Annotated in this window: 1 protein-coding gene; it reads right to left on the reverse strand. The window is 66.8% G+C overall.

Translation table 11 applies throughout. The annotated features are described in order from the left end of the window. A partial coding sequence (locus Q664_RS46150) for a WD40 repeat domain-containing protein (RefSeq protein ID WP_043412175.1) occupies positions 1–194 on the reverse strand: 194 nt, incomplete at its 3' end. Positions 195–214: the final 20 nt, after the last annotated feature.

Raw genomic sequence — 214 nt, forward strand, 5'->3', positions numbered from 1 at the left:
GTCTTGTCCCAGGAGGCCGTCACCACCCGCTGTCCGTCGGGGCTGAACACGGCGGACCGCACCTGCCCCTCATGGCCGCGCAGCACTAGCGGCTCACCCTGCCCATCCACTCGCCACACCCACGCCGTGTCATCTACATAGGTCGTCACCACCCGCTGCCCATCGGGGCTGAAGACGGCGGTTCCCACCACCATACGCACGCCACTAACACTCA

Source organism: Archangium violaceum Cb vi76, assembly GCF_000733295.1.
Taxonomy (GTDB): Bacteria; Myxococcota; Myxococcia; order Myxococcales; family Myxococcaceae; genus Archangium; species Archangium violaceum.